Origin of the sequence: Pseudomonas sp. UMAB-40, from assembly GCF_900095275.1 — a bacterium.
GTDB lineage: Bacteria > Pseudomonadota > Gammaproteobacteria > Pseudomonadales > Pseudomonadaceae > Aquipseudomonas > Aquipseudomonas mandelii_B.
The window spans coordinates 196,723-210,521 of record NZ_LT607556.1 but is presented as its reverse complement, the minus strand read 5'-3'; the positions used below and the strand labels follow the sequence as shown (position 1 = coordinate 210,521).

General features: G+C 60.8%; 16 protein-coding genes. 8 read left to right on the top strand and 8 right to left on the bottom strand.

Features of this window, described 5'->3' with window-relative positions; genetic code table 11:
• The first annotated feature begins 16 nt into the window (after window positions 1-16).
• Genes K0F88_RS10785 through K0F88_RS10770 form a run of 4 tightly spaced genes read left to right on the top strand, consistent with a single transcriptional unit; the run spans window position 17 to window position 2,592 of the window.
• Window positions 17-451, top strand: coding sequence for a DUF4426 domain-containing protein (locus tag K0F88_RS10785; protein WP_094470180.1), 435 nt, complete (start codon window positions 17-19; stop codon window positions 449-451).
• Window positions 448-1,044 carry an RdgB/HAM1 family non-canonical purine NTP pyrophosphatase gene (gene rdgB / locus K0F88_RS10780; protein ID WP_219095053.1) on the top strand — a complete coding sequence of 199 codons (597 nt, stop codon included), beginning with the start codon at window positions 448-450 and terminating at the stop codon, window positions 1,042-1,044. Before K0F88_RS10785 ends, rdgB begins: the two co-directional genes overlap by 4 nt.
• On the top strand, window positions 1,041-2,246 hold the full coding sequence (gene hemW, locus K0F88_RS10775) for a radical SAM family heme chaperone HemW (protein ID WP_257605227.1): 1,206 nt from the start codon (window positions 1,041-1,043) through the stop codon (window positions 2,244-2,246). Before rdgB ends, hemW begins: the two co-directional genes overlap by 4 nt.
• A 22-nt stretch (window positions 2,247-2,268) precedes the next feature.
• The gene (locus K0F88_RS10770; protein ID WP_131061120.1) at window positions 2,269-2,592 is read left to right on the top strand and encodes a DUF3392 domain-containing protein; all 324 of its coding nucleotides are present in this window, start codon (window positions 2,269-2,271) and stop codon (window positions 2,590-2,592) included.
• Between the two features lie 65 nt (window positions 2,593-2,657).
• Here the strand turns inward: K0F88_RS10770 and trmB are convergent, their stop codons facing one another.
• From trmB to K0F88_RS10750, 4 genes are all read right to left on the bottom strand, one after another.
• On the bottom strand, window positions 2,658-3,383 hold the full coding sequence (gene trmB / locus K0F88_RS10765; RefSeq protein WP_083375541.1) for a tRNA (guanosine(46)-N7)-methyltransferase TrmB: 726 nt from the start codon (window positions 3,381-3,383) through the stop codon (window positions 2,658-2,660).
• Window positions 3,384-3,392: 9 nt separating this feature from the next.
• Window positions 3,393-4,187 (bottom strand): thiazole synthase, encoded by a 795-nt coding sequence (locus K0F88_RS10760; protein ID WP_008068101.1) that lies wholly within the window; start codon window positions 4,185-4,187, stop codon window positions 3,393-3,395.
• 60 nt (window positions 4,188-4,247) lie between these two features.
• Entirely contained in the window at window positions 4,248-4,448 is a 201-nt protein-coding gene (thiS, locus tag K0F88_RS10755) for a sulfur carrier protein ThiS (protein ID WP_008026157.1), read from the bottom strand.
• 90 nt (window positions 4,449-4,538) lie between these two features.
• Window positions 4,539-4,910: a DUF423 domain-containing protein gene (locus K0F88_RS10750; RefSeq protein WP_094470174.1), complete on the bottom strand. Its 372-nt coding sequence runs from the start codon at window positions 4,908-4,910 to the stop codon at window positions 4,539-4,541.
• A gap of 74 nt (window positions 4,911-4,984) precedes the next feature.
• On the opposite strand from K0F88_RS10750, the gene mtgA reads away from it, so the two are divergent.
• Window positions 4,985-5,707 (top strand): monofunctional biosynthetic peptidoglycan transglycosylase, encoded by a 723-nt coding sequence (mtgA, locus tag K0F88_RS10745; RefSeq protein ID WP_219095052.1) that lies wholly within the window; start codon window positions 4,985-4,987, stop codon window positions 5,705-5,707.
• Window positions 5,708-5,847: 140 nt separating this feature from the next.
• Here the strand turns inward: mtgA and rpoH are convergent, their stop codons facing one another.
• The 4 genes from rpoH to ftsY all read right to left on the bottom strand — a co-directional run bounded on the left by rpoH (window position 5,848) and on the right by ftsY (window position 10,002).
• Window positions 5,848-6,702 (bottom strand): RNA polymerase sigma factor RpoH, encoded by an 855-nt coding sequence (rpoH, locus tag K0F88_RS10740; RefSeq protein ID WP_007897890.1) that lies wholly within the window; start codon window positions 6,700-6,702, stop codon window positions 5,848-5,850.
• A gap of 113 nt (window positions 6,703-6,815) precedes the next feature.
• The gene (ftsX, locus tag K0F88_RS10735; protein WP_219095051.1) at window positions 6,816-7,838 is read right to left on the bottom strand and encodes a permease-like cell division protein FtsX; all 1,023 of its coding nucleotides are present in this window, start codon (window positions 7,836-7,838) and stop codon (window positions 6,816-6,818) included.
• A complete protein-coding gene (ftsE, locus tag K0F88_RS10730; RefSeq protein WP_010466809.1) occupies window positions 7,835-8,506 on the bottom strand; it encodes a cell division ATP-binding protein FtsE in 672 nt (223 codons plus the stop codon). The genes ftsX and ftsE overlap by 4 nt, the downstream gene beginning before the upstream one ends.
• Entirely contained in the window at window positions 8,503-10,002 is a 1,500-nt protein-coding gene (gene ftsY / locus K0F88_RS10725) for a signal recognition particle-docking protein FtsY (RefSeq protein ID WP_219095050.1), read from the bottom strand. Before ftsY ends, ftsE begins: the two co-directional genes overlap by 4 nt.
• A 344-nt stretch (window positions 10,003-10,346) precedes the next feature.
• On the opposite strand from ftsY, the gene K0F88_RS10720 reads away from it, so the two are divergent.
• From K0F88_RS10720 to rsmD, 3 genes are read left to right on the top strand one after another with little or no spacing between them, the layout of a single operon-like run.
• Window positions 10,347-11,702 carry a pitrilysin family protein gene (locus K0F88_RS10720; protein ID WP_219095049.1) on the top strand — a complete coding sequence of 452 codons (1,356 nt, stop codon included), beginning with the start codon at window positions 10,347-10,349 and terminating at the stop codon, window positions 11,700-11,702.
• Window positions 11,695-13,185: a pitrilysin family protein gene (locus K0F88_RS10715; RefSeq protein WP_219095048.1), complete on the top strand. Its 1,491-nt coding sequence runs from the start codon at window positions 11,695-11,697 to the stop codon at window positions 13,183-13,185. The genes K0F88_RS10720 and K0F88_RS10715 overlap by 8 nt, the downstream gene beginning before the upstream one ends.
• Window positions 13,185-13,796 (top strand): 16S rRNA (guanine(966)-N(2))-methyltransferase RsmD, encoded by a 612-nt coding sequence (gene rsmD / locus K0F88_RS10710; RefSeq protein WP_219095047.1) that lies wholly within the window; start codon window positions 13,185-13,187, stop codon window positions 13,794-13,796. The genes K0F88_RS10715 and rsmD overlap by 1 nt, the downstream gene beginning before the upstream one ends.
• Window positions 13,797-13,799 lie beyond the last annotated feature (3 nt).

Here is a 13,799-nt window from a genome sequence, read left to right as displayed (position 1 = left end):
TCCAAGGAGAACGATCATGGGTCGTCTAGCGCTGTTTGTACTTACTGCCTGCCTGAGCGTCACGGCCATGGCCGCCGACATCATCAAAGGTGATCGTCAGGAAAAGTTTGGTGATGTGACGGTGCATTACAACACCTTCAACTCGACCTTCCTGACCCCTGATATCGCCAAAGCCGCGGAGCTCACCCGCAGCAAGAACCAAGGCGTGATCAACGTTTCGGTGATCAAGGAAGGCAAACCGCTGATGGCTCAAGTCAGTGGTACGGTCAAAGACCTGACCAGCCAAAGCGTGCCGCTGAAATTCAAACAGATCACCGAACAAGGCGCGATCTACTACATCGCCCAGTTCCCGGTGGATCAGCAGGAAATCCGCACCTTCGAGATCAAGGTGCAGAACGGCGATAAAATCAACACCATCAATTTCAACCAAGAGCTTTTCCCCGGCGAATGATGAACTTCACGCAACTCGTACTGGCCAGCCATAACGCCGGCAAACTCAAGGAACTCCAGGCCATGCTCGGCGAGTCGGTGCAACTGCGCTCGATCGGCGAGTTCAGCAGCGTCGAGCCTGAAGAAACCGGCCTGTCGTTCGTCGAGAACGCCATCCTCAAGGCCCGCAATGCTGCACGCATCTCCGGTCTGCCGGCGCTGGCCGACGATTCCGGGCTGGCGGTGGATTTCCTTGGCGGTGCGCCGGGTATCTATTCGGCTCGTTACGCGGATGGCCAGGGCGATGCGGCGAACAACGCCAAACTGCTCGATGCGTTGAAGGATGTGCCGGAAGCTGAACGCGGCGCACAGTTCGTCTGTGTGCTGGCGCTGGTGCGACATGCCGACGATCCGTTGCCGATCCTCTGCGAAGGCCTGTGGCAAGGACGAATCCTGCACGCCGCCAGCGGTGAACACGGGTTTGGCTACGACCCGCTTTTCTGGGTGCCGTCGCGCGATTGCTCCAGCGCCGAGCTGAGCCCGAGCGAAAAGAACCTCATCAGCCACCGCGCCCGTGCAATGGATCTGCTGCGCCAGCGTCTAGGCCTGATATGACCCACGACTCATCCGCGTCACCGCTGATTTTCGGCGGTGCCGCCCCCTCGCCTCGGGCGGCGCTCCCCGTGCTGCCGCCCCTGGCGTTGTACATCCACATCCCGTGGTGTGTGCGCAAATGCCCTTATTGCGACTTCAACTCCCACACCGCCAGCCCGGTGTTGCCGGAACAAGAGTATGTCGACGCCTTACTGGCCGATCTCGATCAGGACCTGCACGCCGTCTATGGCCGTGAGCTGAGCTCGATTTTTTTCGGTGGCGGTACGCCGAGCCTGTTCAGCGCCGAGGCCTTGGGCCGTTTGCTCAAAGGCGTCGAGCAGCGGATTCCGTTCGCCAGCGACATCGAAATCACCCTGGAAGCCAATCCGGGAACGTTCGAGCAAGAGAAATTCGTCGCCTACCGCGAGCTGGGCATCAATCGCCTGTCGATCGGCATCCAGAGTTTTCAGGAAGAAAAGCTCAAGGCCCTGGGGCGAATTCACAACGGCGACGAAGCGGTGCGTGCTGCAGGCATGGCGCGTCAGGCCGGGTTCGACAACTTCAACCTGGACTTGATGCACGGCTTGCCGGATCAGTCGCTGGACGACGCGTTGAGCGACCTGCGCCAGGCCATCGCCCTGAAGCCGACGCATCTGTCCTGGTATCAGCTGACGCTGGAGCCAAACACGGTGTTCTGGAACCAGCCGCCGACGCTGCCGGAAGACGACACGCTGTGGGACATTCAGGAAGCCGGCCAGGCGCTGCTTGCCGAACACGGTTACGCGCAATACGAAGTCTCGGCCTATGCGCAACCTGGCCGCCCGGCACGGCATAACCTCAATTACTGGAGCTTCGGCGACTTCATCGGCATCGGTGCCGGCGCCCACGGCAAGCTCAGCCATCCGGACGGGCGCATCGTCCGTACCTGGAAGACGCGCCTGCCAAAGGATTACCTGAACCCGGCGAAAAGCTTCAAGGCTGGCGAGAAAGCCCTGACCAATGAAGAACTGCCGTTCGATTTCCTGATGAACGCCTTGCGCCTGACCGAGGGCGTCGAATCGCGACTGTATCCGGAACGCACCGGACTGAGCCTGGACAGCCTCGCCGAAGGCCGCCGGGTCGCCGAACAAAGCGGCCTGTTGCAGGTCGAACCGTCACGTCTGGCGGCGACCGATCGCGGACAGCTGTTTCTCAATGACTTGCTGCAAACATTTCTGAGCTGATTTCAGCCTTAGGGGAAAACGAATGGATTTGATACTCGACCTGCTCGCCACCGTCTCCCGCTGGAGCCGCAGCAACCTGTCGGAAATCTCTCTGGCGCTGGTGGGCTGTCTGCTGGTGTTGTTTGGCGCCGATATCAAAGGCTGGGTCGACCAACGCCTGGGCAGCATCGCCGGTGCGTTGCGCGTGCCGTTGCTCGCTCTGGTGTGCATGATCGGCAGCGGCGTGGCGTTGATCTACGCCACGCCGTGGATCATCAAAGGCCTGAGCCAGTTCAACAACTACAGCCTGGCGCCAGTGTTGCTGGTGGTGTTGGTGCTGATCGGCGTCGTCGCCGACCGTCGCTGATTTCCGGACACAAAAAAACCTGTAGGAGCCTGCTTGCTGGCTCCTACAGGTTTATAGCGTGGGGTTCAGGACTGTTTTTCGAACTTCAGGTCCCAAACGCCATGCCCAAGACGTTCGCCGCGGCGTTCGAACTTGGTGATCGGGCGCTCAGTCGGGCGCGGGACGCATTTTCCGTCTTCGGCCAGGTTGCGATAACCCGGGGCCACGTTCATCACTTCCAGCATGTACTCGGCGTAGGGTTCCCAGTCGGTGGCCATGTGCAGAATGCCGCCGACCTTCAACTTGCTGCGCACCAGCTCAGCGAACGAGGCCTGAACGATACGGCGTTTGTGGTGACGGCTCTTGTGCCACGGGTCCGGGAAAAACAGCATCAGGCGGTCGAGGCTGTTGTCGGCCACGCAACGGTTGAGCACTTCGATCGCGTCGCAATCGTAGACGCGCAGGTTGGTCAGGCCCTGAGTAAGCACGCCATTGAGCAACGCGCCGACACCCGGACGGTGCACTTCCACGCCAATGAAATCCTGTTCCGGCGAGGCCGCGGCCATTTCCAGCAGCGAGTGGCCCATGCCGAAACCGATTTCCAGCGAGCGCGGCGCCGAGCGGCCGAACACCTGGTCGAAGTCCACCGGCGCGTCAGCCAATGGCAGCACGAACAGCGGCGTGCCCTGGTCCAGGCCGCGTTGCTGGCCTTCGGTCATGCGCCCGGCGCGCATCACGAAACTCTTGATGCGGCGGTGTTGGCGCTCGTCGCCTTCTTCCGTCTGGATTGGCGTGTCGTTTGATTCAGTCATCAATGGCTCTTACTTGATCAGACCATCCAGCGGCGAGGACGCGCTGGCATAGAGTTTTTTCGGCATGCGGCCGGCGAGGTAAGCCAGGCGGCCCGCGACGATGGCGTGTTTCATGGCTTCAGCCATCATGATCGGCTGCTGGGCATGGGCGATGGCCGAGTTCATCAGCACCGCTTCGCAACCCAGTTCCATGGCGATGGTGGCGTCGGAGGCGGTACCGACACCGGCATCCACCAGCACGGGAATCTTGGCTTCTTCGAGGATGATCTGCAGGTTGTACGGGTTGCAGATCCCCAGGCCCGTGCCGATCAGACCGGCCAGCGGCATCACCGCGATAACGCCGATTTCCGCCAGTTGACGGGCAATGATCGGGTCATCGCTGGTGTAGACCATCACGTCGAAACCTTCCTTGACCAGCACTTCGGCGGCCTTGAGGGTTTCGATCACGTTGGGAAACAGGGTTTTCTGGTCCGCCAGCACTTCCAGCTTCACCAGGTTGTGGCCGCCAAGCAGCTCACGGGCCAGGCGACAGGTGCGCACAGCCTCGGTCGCATCGAAGCAACCGGCGGTATTTGGCAGGAAGGTGTAGCGATCCGGCGACAGGACTTCGAGCAGGTTCGGTTCGCCCGGGTTCTGGCCGAGGTTGGTACGGCGCACGGCGAAGGTGACGATCTCGGCACCCGAGGCCTCGATGGCCAGGCGGGTTTCTTCCATGTCGCGGTACTTGCCGGTGCCTACCAGCAAACGCGACTGGTAAGTACGACCGGCCAGTACGAAGGGCTTGTCGCTACGAACGATGCTCATGGGAAATCCTCTGTAGGGGTGAGGTTCTTGCAGAATTCTGTGCCCTTGCGGGCCGGGCGGCTAGCCGCCGCCGATGGCGTGGACGACTTCGACGCTGTCGCCGTCGTTCAGCGTGGTGTCTGCATGCTGGCTGCGCGGGACGATATCCAGATTGAGTTCGACCGCCACCCGGCGTCCGGTCAGTTCCAGACGGGTCAGCAGGGCCGCAACGGTTTCACCGTCGGGCAGTTCAAGGGATTCGCCGTTCAACTGAATGCGCATACCGAATGCCGCCATCATTTTTAGGGGCTGGCATTCTAGCCCGATCAGTCTTGGCGACCCAAGCCATTCGTCATGAAATGGACCGCCCGGTCAGCTCAACCGCCAGGCGGCAAGCCCCAGGCAGAACCAGCCGACCAGGAATGCCAGGCCGCCGAAGGGTGTGATGATCCCGAGCTTGCTGACGCCGGTCAGGGTCAGCAGGTACAGACTGCCGGAAAACAGCAGGATGCCGATGGCAAACGAGGCGCCGGCCCAAGTGACCAAGCGTCCCGGAATTTGCGTGGCCAGCAGCGCCACGCCCAGCAGCGCCAGGGTGTGCACCAATTGGTAGGTGACGCCGGTATGGAAAATCGCCAGGTACTCGGGGGTCAGACGGTTTTTCAGGCCGTGGGCGGCGAACGCGCCAAGGGCAACGCCGGTGAAGCCGAAGAAAGCGGCCAGCATCAGAAAGCCACGCAGCATGAAGAACTCCAGTCAGACTCGATCCACAGGGTCTGTATAATGGCCCGCTCAACGGGTTCGGCCAAGCCATCTCTATGCTGCGTTTATTTTTGCGACGATTCACAAAGGCCCTGCTCTGGTTCGCGGGCGGCAGCGTATTGCTGGTACTGATTTTTCGAGTGGTCCCGCCACCGGGAACGGCGCTGATGGTCGAGCGCAAGGTCGAATCCTGGTTCGACGGCGAGCCCATCGACCTGCAACGCACCTGGAAGCCCTGGGATGAAATTTCTGACGACCTGAAAGTCGCGGTGATCGCGGGCGAGGATCAGAAATTCCCGGAGCATTGGGGTTTTGACTTTGGGGCGATCCAGAAAGCGTTGGCCCATAACGAGCTCGGCGGTTCGATTCGCGGCGCCAGCACCCTGAGCCAGCAAGTCTCGAAGAATCTGTTTTTGTGGTCCGGCCGCAGTTGGCTGCGTAAAGGACTGGAAGCGTGGTTCACCGGGTTGATCGAGGTGCTGTGGCCCAAGCAGCGGATTCTTGAGGTGTACCTGAACAGCGTCGAGTGGGATGACGGGGTGTTTGGCGCAGAAGCGGCGGCCAGGCATCACTTTGGAGTGAGTGCTAAAGGTCTCAGCCGTCAACAATCGAGCCTGCTGGCCGCCGTATTACCGAACCCACGGGTTTGGAGTGCTAGTCATCCCACCAACTATGTCGCACGGCGGGCTGGCTGGATCCGGCAGCAGATGAGCCAGTTGGGTGGGGACAGTTATCTGGTTGGCCTCAACGATTCACGTCGGGCGCCTTGGGCGCAGTAGCCGATTTCCTGAGCACCGAAGATCCACTGTGTGCGAGCAGGCTCGCTCCCACAGGGGCCAAGGTGCTGCAGAAAATGGGCACACACAAAAACGCCCCGATCATCACTGATCGGGGCGTTTTTTATTGCCTGTTCGCTGAGTTAAGCCGCGATCGACAACTTGAGCTTGTTCATCGCGCTCTTCTCGAGCTGACGAATACGCTCGGCCGACACGTTGTACTTCTGCGCCAGGTCATGCAGCGTGGCTTTTTCTTCCGCCAGCCAGCGCTGGTAGAGGATGTCACGGCTGCGGTCGTCCAGCACTTCGAGCGCTTCGTGCAGGTTGTGATTGGAGTTGTCGCTCCAGTCGGCATCTTCCAGTTGACGGGCCGGGTCGTACCGGTGGTCTTCCAGATAGTTGGCCGGCGACTGGAAAGCACTGTCGTCGTCCGCTTCCGCGGCCGGATCGAAGGCCATGTCATGGCCGGTCAGGCGACTTTCCATCTCGCGCACTTCCCGCGGCTCTACGCCGAGGCTTTCCGCCACACGGTGGACTTCCTCGTTGTTCAGCCACGCCAGGCGTTTCTTCTGGCTGCGCAGGTTGAAGAACAGCTTGCGCTGGGCCTTGGTGGTCGCGACTTTCACAATGCGCCAGTTGCGCAGGATGAACTCGTGAATTTCCGCCTTGATCCAGTGCACCGCGAACGAAACCAGACGCACACCCATTTCCGGGTTGAAGCGCTTCACCGCCTTCATCAGGCCGACGTTACCTTCCTGGATCAGGTCAGCCTGAGCCAGGCCGTAGCCGGAATAGCTACGGGCGATATGCACAACAAAACGCAGGTGGGCGAGCACCATCTGCCGAGCCGCCCCCAAATCCTGCTCATAATAGAGACTCTCGGCCAGTTCACGCTCCTGCTCCGGAGTCAGCAATGGAATGCTGTTCACGGTGTGCACATAGGCCTCCAGGTTCGCACCCGGGACCAGAGCATATGCAGGTTGCAAAGAATTGGTCATACGAAAAAACCTCCGACTTACATAACTCGTGCAGTTCAGCACTGCGAAAATTGACCGAAAACCGAAAGACAAGTTCCCATAAACGCTGAAAGGTCAATACGAGCAAAATGATATTACTTAGGCGCAAGCTCCCTCAGGTGGCGTGCGACTGCAATCCATGCACCGATATACCCCAACAGCACCGCGCCAAGCAAGAGAGACAGACCGTCGGCAACTGGCACTCCGGCCAGCGCGAAATCACTGCCATACAAACCGGCCAGCCCGACAACGGCGTCGTTCAGCCAATCAAGGCCAAACGCCAATACACCCCAGGAAAGAATCCCCGCACCGAAGCCATACAACGCGCCCATATACAGAAAGGGCCTGCGCACATAGCTGTCCGTGCCGCCGACGAGTTTAATCACTTCTATCTCTGTGCGGCGGTTTTCAATATGAAGACGAATGGTATTGCCTATCACCAAAAGTAATGCAGAAACCAGAAGCACGGTCAGACCGAAGACAAAACGGTCACCCAGCTTGAGGATCGCTGCCAGACGCTCGACCCAGACTAGATCAAGTTGTGCCTGTTGTACCTTCGGCAGCTCGGAAAGTTTTTGTCGTAATGCTTCAAGCGCGGGCTTGTCCACCTCGTTCGGGGTCACCAGCACCACGCCAGGCAGCGGGTTCTCCGGCAGTTCCTTGAGCGCTTCGCCCAGACCGGACTGCTGCTGAAACTCTTCCAGCGCCTGATCACGACCGACATATTCCGCATCGGCTACGCCAGGCATGCCTTTGATCTGCTCGCGCAACGACTCGCCTTCAGCCGGGCTGGCCTCGAGTTGCAGGTACAGGGAAATCTGCGCCGCACGCTGCCAGGAACCGCCCAGACGCTCGACATTACTTAGCAAAAGTGACAGGCCCATCGGCAAGCTCAGGGCGACCGCCATCACCATGCAGGTGAAAAAGCTGCCGATGGGCTGTTTGCCCAACCGACGCAGGCTGTCCAGCAGACTGGCGCGATGGCTTTCAACCCAGGCGCGAAACAACGTGGCGAAATCCGGGCCGTCGTCATCGTCGTGTTTTTTCTTCTGCGGTTGCGGATCGGCGGCTTTCGGCGCCACGCGCTCGGAAACCTTGGGGCTGCGTGTCGCACTCATACGCCCGCCTCCCCGTCGCCGATCAATCGGCCGCGTTGCAGGGTCAACATGCGATGACGCATGCGGGCGATCAGGGCCAGGTCGTGACTGGCGATCAGCACGCTGGTGCCCAAGCGGTTGATGTCTTCGAACACGCCCATGATCTCGGCCGCCAGACGCGGGTCGAGGTTACCGGTCGGTTCGTCCGCCAACAGCAAGGCCGGACGGTGGACGATGGCGCGGGCGATGCCGACGCGCTGTTGCTGCCCGGTGGACAGGTCGCCGGGGTACAGATCGGTTTTATCCGACAGCGCCACGCGCTCAAGCGCAGAATCCACGCGCTTGACGATCTCGGCCTTGGACAGACCAAGGATCTGTAACGGCAAAGCGACGTTGTTGAACACCGTGCGATCGAACAGCAACTGGTGATTCTGGAACACCACACCAATCTGCCGGCGCAAGTACGGAATCTGCGCATTGCTGATGGTGGCGAGGTCCTGGCCGGCCAGCAGCAATTTGCCGGTGGTCGGACGTTCCATCGCCAGCAGGAGGCGCAACAAGGTGCTTTTACCGGCGCCGGAATGGCCGGTTACAAACAAGAATTCGCCCCGACGGACTCGAAAGCTCAGCTCATGCAAGCCGACGTGACCGTTCGGGTAGCGTTTACCGACCTGTTCGAAACGAATCATGAACGCTCCCGCTCGGCAAACAGTGCCTGGACAAAGGGTTCTGCTTCAAAAGTACGCAAGTCATCGATGCCTTCACCGACGCCGATGTAGCGAATCGGCAAACCAAACTGCTTGGCCAGGGCAAAAATCACTCCGCCCTTGGCGGTACCGTCGAGCTTGGTCAGCGCCAGGCCGGTCAGTTCGACGGTCTGGTTGAATTGCTTGGCCTGGCTGATGGCGTTCTGGCCAGTACCGGCGTCGAGCACCAAGAGCACTTCGTGCGGCGCGTCGGCGTCGAGTTTGCTGATGACCCGGCGAACCTTCTTCAACTCTTCCATCAGGTTGTCTTTGGTGTGCAGGCGACCGGCGGTGTCGGCGATCAGTACGTCAATGCCACGGGCCTTGGCGGCTTGCACGGCGTCGAAGATAACCGAAGCGGAGTCGGCGCCGGTGTGCTGGGCGATGACCGGGATCTTGTTGCGCTCGCCCCAGACCTGTAATTGCTCGACGGCGGCAGCGCGGAAGGTGTCGCCAGCCGCGAGCATGACCTTCTTGCCTTCAAGTTGCAGTTTCTTCGCCAGCTTGCCGATGGTGGTGGTCTTGCCGGCACCGTTGACGCCCACGACCAGAATCACGAAAGGCTTGTTCTGCGAGGTGATTTTCAGCGGCTGCTCGACAGGCTTGAGCATCGCGGCGAGTTCAGCTTGCAGGGATTTGTACAGCGCATCGGCATCGGCCAACTCTTTGCGCGCGACCTTTTGGGTCAGGCGCTGGATGATTACCGAGGTTGCCTCGACGCCAACGTCAGCGGTCAGCAGACGGGTTTCGATGTCTTCGAGCAGCTCGTCATCGATGATTTTCTTGCCCAGGAACAGGCTGGCCATGCCTTCGCCGATGCTGGCGCTGGTCTTGGACAGGCCTTGCTTGAGGCGGGCGAAGAAACCGGCTTTGGTTTCTTCGGTACGAGGCTGCTCTGCCGGGACTTCGGCGGGAACTGCGGGCGCGGCGACTACCGGGGCAACCACGGGAGCAGGCGCAGGCACTTCAACCACAGGAGCGACGAACGCAGGAACCACAGGCTCCGGAACAACCGGCTCAGGCTCGGCCACGACTACCGGCGCAACGACAGGCTCAATAATCGGCGCTTGAACGGGCTCAGGGGCAAAGGCAGTCGGTGCAGGAATCGGCGGCGTCACATGCGGCGCCAGCTCATCTTCGACCAAGGCCACCGGCTCTTCCGCCACTGGCAACGTCAGCCACGGCTCTGGAGCGGGTGCCAGCGGTTGCTCGGCAATGACTTCGGGTTCAGCCTCGGCGACCGGTTGCAGCACCGGCTCGGCAATCGGCAAGACAACCGGCGCCGGCTCTTCTTCTATTACCGGCGCGGGTGTTGGCTCAGGAATTGGCTGTGGCTGTTCGACGACGGGTTCCTGCGGCTTTTTGCGCAGCCATCCGAACAGGCTTTTCTTCTCGCCAGCCGCAGCTGGGGTCTTCTTGTCGTCGTTGGAACCAAACATGGAGGACGGCTATCTCACGGTAGCGACGCGCCAAAGGGCGCCCCGGCAAATAAATATTCGATGCAGAACAGACTGCGATTGACCCAGCTTGTTCACGCGCAACATTTTGTCGAGGTGCAAACAGCACCTCAAAGGTCGACTAATACGAAGGACTGGAACGGCATCGTCGGCGAAAACGCAGAGTTTAGCTGACAAACCCAAAGCTTCCGCAGGTAACCCATGCAACCTTCCGGCCGATCAAAGGCCTGATAGGCGTGGCCGCCAGTAAAACGGATCAGTATCCTAGCACCCTCTCGCCCGCTGACGCTAAGAACAAGCGGGCAGCCCCAAAGGTTTAAAAACGAATGAATGCTTTAGCCCGCCGCGCTGCAGGCCTGCTGCTCAGCACAGTTTGTCTGCCCCTCTCGGCCCTGGCTGCCGATCCACAACCCACCCACGAATTCACTCTGGATAACGGCCTGAAGGTCGTTGTGCGCGAAGACCATCGTGCGCCAGTGGTGGTTTCCCAAGTCTGGTACAAGGTTGGCTCGAGTTACGAGACGCCGGGCCAGACCGGCTTGTCCCACGCCCTCGAACACATGATGTTCAAAGGCAGCGAGAAAGTCGGCCCCGGTGAAGCGTCGCTGATCCTGCGCGACCTCGGCGCCGAAGAGAACGCCTTCACCAGCGATGACTTCACGGCTTATTACCAGGTGCTGGCCCGCGACCGCCTCGGCGTGGCCTTCGAGCTGGAAGCCGACCGCATGGCCAGCCTGCGCCTGCCGGCCGACGAGTTCGCCCGCGAGATAGAAGTCATCAAGGAAGAACGTCGCCTGCGCACCGACGACAAGCCGATGTCCAAGGCCTACGAACGCTTCAAGGCCATGGCTTTCCCGGCCAGCGGTTACCACACGCCGACCATCGGCTGGATGGCTGACCTGGACCGCATGAAAGTCGAAGAGCTGCGCCACTGGTACCAATCCTGGTACGTGCCGAACAACGCCACGCTGGTGGTGGTCGGCGACGTGACCCCGGACGAAGTCAAAACCTTGGCCCAGCGTTACTTCGGCCCGATCGCCAAACGCGATGTGCCACCGGCGAAAATCCCGCTGGAACTGGCCGAGCCTGGCGAGCGCCAGATCACCCTGCACGTACAGACCCAGTTGCCGAGCCTGATGCTGGGCTTCAACGTACCGAGCATCGCCACCGCCGAAGACAAGCGCTCGGTCAACGCCTTGCGCCTGATCTCGGCCCTGCTCGACGGCGGCTACAGCGGACGCATCCCGACGCAACTGGAACGCGGCGAAGAGCTGGTGTCTGGTGGTTCGTCGAGTTACGACGCTTACACTCGCGGCGACAGTCTGTTCACCTTGTCGGCCACGCCGAACACCCAGAAAAAGAAAACCATGGCCCAGGCCGAAGCCGGTTTGTGGAAGCTGCTCGAACAGCTGAAAACCACCGCGCCGTCAGCCGAAGAACTGGAACGCGTCCGCGCACAGGTCATCGCCGGCCTGGTCTACGAGCGTGATTCGATCACCAGCCAGGCCACCTCCATCGGCCAACTGGAAACCGTCGGCCTGTCCTGGAAACTCATGGACACCGAACTCGCCGACCTCGAAAGCGTGACACCGCAAGACATCCAGAAAGCCGCCAAGCTGTATTTCACCCGCGAACGTCTCAGCGTCGCCCATGTACTGCCACTGGAGACGACTCATGAGTGAGCGTAAAAAGCCCCGTCTGGCCCTGATCGGCCTGATCGCAGCCGTACTGATCGGCTCCGCTGCGTTTTATCTGTCGAAAAGCGATGACACCAAGGCCAGCGAAGCCCTCGACAAGGCCAAGTCCAGCCAGAAGCTGCAATCGCTTGCCGAACTCGACGGCAAGGCGCCAAGCCACCGTTCGCTCGACGTACAGACCTGGAACACCGCCGAAGGCGCCAAGGTAATGTTCGTCGAAGCCCGCGAGCTGCCGATGTTCGACCTGCGCCTGATCTTCGCCGCAGGCAGCAGTCAGGACGGCAACGCACCCGGTCTCGCACTGCTGACCAACGCGATGCTCAACGAAGGTGTGGCCGGTAAAGATGTCGGCGCCATCGCTCAAGGCTTCGAAGGCCTGGGCGCAGACTTTGGCAACGGCGCCTTTAAAGACATGGCACTCGCTTCCCTTCGCAGCCTCAGCGCCGCAGACAAGCGCGAGCCTGCGCTGAAGCTGTTCTCTGACGTCGTCGGCAAACCGACCTTTCCCGCCGACTCCTTTGCGCGCATCAAGAACCAGATGCTTGCCGGTTTCGAATACCAGAAACAGAACCCGGGCAAACTGGCGAGCCTGGAACTGATGAACCGCTTGTACGGCGATCACCCTTACGCGCATTCCAGCGACGGCACGGCGAAAACTGTCCCGGCGATTACCGTGGCGCAACTCAAGGCGTTCCACGAGAAAGCCTACGCGGCCGGCAACGTGGTGATTGCGCTGGTGGGTGATTTGTCCCGCGCTGAAGCCGAGGCGATTGCCGCGCAGGTCTCCAGCGCGCTGCCGAAAGGCCCGGCCCTGGCGAAAATCCCGCAGCCTGAAGAGCCAAAAGCCAGCATCGGTCACATCGAGTTTCCGTCCAAGCAGACCAACCTGATGCTCGCGCAACTGGGCATCGACCGTGACGATCCGGACTACGCAGCGCTGTCCCTGGGCAACCAGATCCTCGGCGGCGGTGGTTTCGGCACCCGTTTGATGAGCGAAGTGCGCGAGAAGCGTGGCCTGGCCTACGGCGTCTATTCGGGTTTCACCCCGATGCAGGCACGCGGCCCGTTCATGATCAACCTGCAAACCCGCGCCGAGATGAGTGAAGGCACGCTGAAACTGGTGCAGGACGTGCTCGCCGACTACCTTAAAACCGGCCCGACCCAGAAAGAACTCGACGACGCCAAGCGTGAACTGGCGGGCAGCTTCCCGCTGTCCACGGCCAGCAACGCCGATATCGTCGGCCAGCTCGGCGCCATGGGTTTCTACAACCTGCCGCTGAGTTATCTGAACGACTTCATGCGTGAGTCGCAGAGCCTGACCGTCGAACAGGTCAAAGCCGCACTGAACAAACACTTGAGCACGGACAAAATGGTCATCGTCAGCGCTGGCCCGACCGTGCCGCAAAAGCCGTTACCGGCCCCAACTGATAAACCTGCCGAGCAGCCGCTCGGGGTTCCGGAGCATTGATGGCCACTCGTCCTAAGAAACCTGTTCACAACGTCCACAACGGCGTGAACCAACTGCGCATCATCGGCGGCGAATGGGGCAGCCGGAAGCTGAGCTTCCCCGACGCCCCGGGCCTGCGCCCGACCCCGGACCGGGTGCGCGAAACCCTGTTCAACTGGCTCGCGCCTTACATCGCCGGCGCCAAGGTACTTGATCCATTCGCCGGCAGCGGCGCGTTGTTCCTTGAAGCGCTGTCCCGTGGCGCGGCGATGGGCCAGGCACTGGACGCCAGCAACATCGCGGTTTCCAGCATCAAGGAACATCTGGGCACTCTGCGCTGCACCACCGGCCAGATTCAGACGGCCGATGCCTTGCGCTATCTGGAGACCCAGACCGCGAGCGCTTATGACGTGGTGTTCCTCGATCCGCCGTTCAACCAGGACCTGTTGCCGACGGTCTGCACGCTGCTTGAAGAGCGTCAGTGGCTGGCCAATGAAGCCTGGATCTACACTGAAAGCGAAAACGCGCCGTCGAGCCTCGGCTTGCCAGGCAACTGGCGCCTGCACCGGGAGCAGAAATCCGGGCGGGTGTATTACGCGTTGTGGCAACGTATGGCAGAGATCGCCGGTTAACCG